The organism is Candidatus Acidiferrales bacterium (assembly GCA_035934015.1).
GTDB lineage: Bacteria > Acidobacteriota > Terriglobia > Acidiferrales > UBA7541 > DAHUXN01.
This window is the reverse complement of record DASYYH010000014.1, coordinates 1-1,856: the sequence shown is the minus strand read 5'-3', so window position 1 is coordinate 1,856 and position 1,856 is coordinate 1. Positions and strand designations below refer to the sequence as shown.

General features: G+C 58.8%; 3 protein-coding genes. 1 reads left to right on the top strand and 2 read right to left on the bottom strand.

The window, feature by feature from the left end; all coding sequences use genetic code 11:
- Window positions 1-608 (bottom strand): AAA family ATPase (locus tag VGR81_07250; GenBank protein HEV2288731.1); only part of this gene is annotated, 608 nt, incomplete at its 3' end.
- A 14-nt stretch (window positions 609-622) separates the two neighbouring features.
- Window positions 623-1,057 carry a hypothetical protein gene (locus VGR81_07245; GenBank protein ID HEV2288730.1) on the bottom strand — a complete coding sequence of 145 codons (435 nt, stop codon included), beginning with the start codon at window positions 1,055-1,057 and terminating at the stop codon, window positions 623-625.
- A gap of 298 nt (window positions 1,058-1,355) precedes the next feature.
- On the opposite strand from VGR81_07245, the gene VGR81_07240 reads away from it, so the two are divergent.
- Entirely contained in the window at window positions 1,356-1,706 is a 351-nt protein-coding gene (locus VGR81_07240; GenBank protein HEV2288729.1) for an MGMT family protein, read from the top strand.
- The last annotated feature ends 150 nt before the right edge of the window (window positions 1,707-1,856 follow it).

Genomic DNA, 1,856 nt, shown 5'->3' with positions numbered 1-1,856 from the left:
GCCGGCGCGAATCCCAATTTTCCGGTCAGCAATTCGGTGATATCCGAGCCACCAAGGTTGGACGTCAGAAAAATCAGCGTTTGAGACAAATCCACTCTGCGGTTGTCGCCGAGCGTCAGCGTGGCCTTGTCGAGCATTCCGAGGAGCAATTGCCAGAGCGCGTCGGATGCCTTCTCGATTTCGTCGAATAACAAGAATGAGAGCTTTATCTTCTCGGTATGAAATTGAGCGAGCGCTTCCTGAGTGATCAGCGGATGCGTCTCGCGGTGGCCCAGATAGCCCGGAGGCGAACCGATCAGTTTCGCGATTTCATGCGAATGCTGGAACTCGGCGCAATCCACCTTGATGACGGCGCGCGGGTCGCCGAAAAGGACCTCGGCTGTGGCCTCGACGACGCGCGTCTTGCCCGCGCCGGTCGGCCCGAGGAAGAGCAAATTCCCCACCGGCCGGCCCGGCGAATTGAGCCCGGCTCGGAAGACCTGGTACAGGTCCACCACCGCCTGCACTGCTTCGTCCTGGCCCACAATTTTGTGACGCAGGGAAGATTCGAACTCGCGCGATTCCCTGCTGCGCTGCGAAGGATCAAGGTGCTGCGACCGGGCTGTCATTGTAGTGCTCCCCCTTACCGGAATCTCCGGTTGCCCTCGAGCGCGGGCGTTTTGACTCGCTCGAATTGTTCCAGCTTTATATCAACGGTGGACCGCAACAACCGGAGCTGCGTTACCAGCTCCTGACTCGATTGTGCGCGATCCGCCATCAACAGAAATGGCGGCGAAAGATCCGCCAGGTCCAGATTGAGCAGCCGCAAGGAATTGAGAAGCTGCTTTGTGTGCGCCGAACTGGGATCGAAAAGTTCCACGCGGCCGTTCAGCTCCTCTCGGAGCCGGGGCCAGTTGAGTTCGAGCAGTGGATGATTCTTCGAGACTTCTTTGACTACATCGTCCGTAATCCGCGGACGCTCGCCCAGCCGGGCCAGGTAAAGCTGCTCCACCTTGCCTCGGCGGCGCACGTTGTGCACCAGATAGTAGGAATTGCCTTTGCGCCGTACAAATGCCACGGTCGCCTCCCTCTTCTCCCTTACCCGCTGCGTAGTGTATTTGCCTTCCACTACGCCGTCAATGGTATGATGCCTTGTTTTCTGACGGGTTGCATCGAATCGGTAATTAGTAAGAGCGAATCAATCAGGCGGGGTTGCAAACGAGCATCCAGCATCTGCGCGGCCTGGCTGCGCAAAACGCTGCACACTCTTCTCCTTCATTAGATGCGGGATAGAGGCGCGACGGATTGCTCTGAATGGTCTTCGAGGAGCGGCACATGAATGAACGTTCTGCGCCAATCTGGTATTGGGACGCAAAATGAAACGTAATCGGGGCGGATGGGGCAAAGTCTATGCCCTTGTGAAGCGCATTCCGCGCGGGCGCGTCGTCACGTACGGGCAACTCGCCAAAATGCTTCGCCTGCCGGGCGGCGCCAGGACTGCCGGATTCGCCATCGCTGCTTGCCCGTCCGGCAGAGGCATTCCCTGGCATCGAGTGGTCGGCGCGGGCGGCCGGCTCCTCACGCAGGAGCCGGTAGCGAGCCTGCAGCGCAGGTTGCTCGAAGGCGAGGGAACTCACTGCGACGGCAAGCGCGTGGACATTGCGGCCCACCAATGGACAACGGCTCTTGCCGGAAAGTCAAAGTCAAAGAAGCCTCGCCGAAATTAGCAAGAATTCGCGGACGTTTTTTGCGCGCGCCCCGAGTGCGCATTATGATAAAAAAGCACAGACGATGAGCGAAGCTGTCGTACAAGTCGGCAATCTTTTCAAGAGCTACGGCGCCGTGGAAGCGCTGCGCGGCGTCAGTTTCGACGTTGA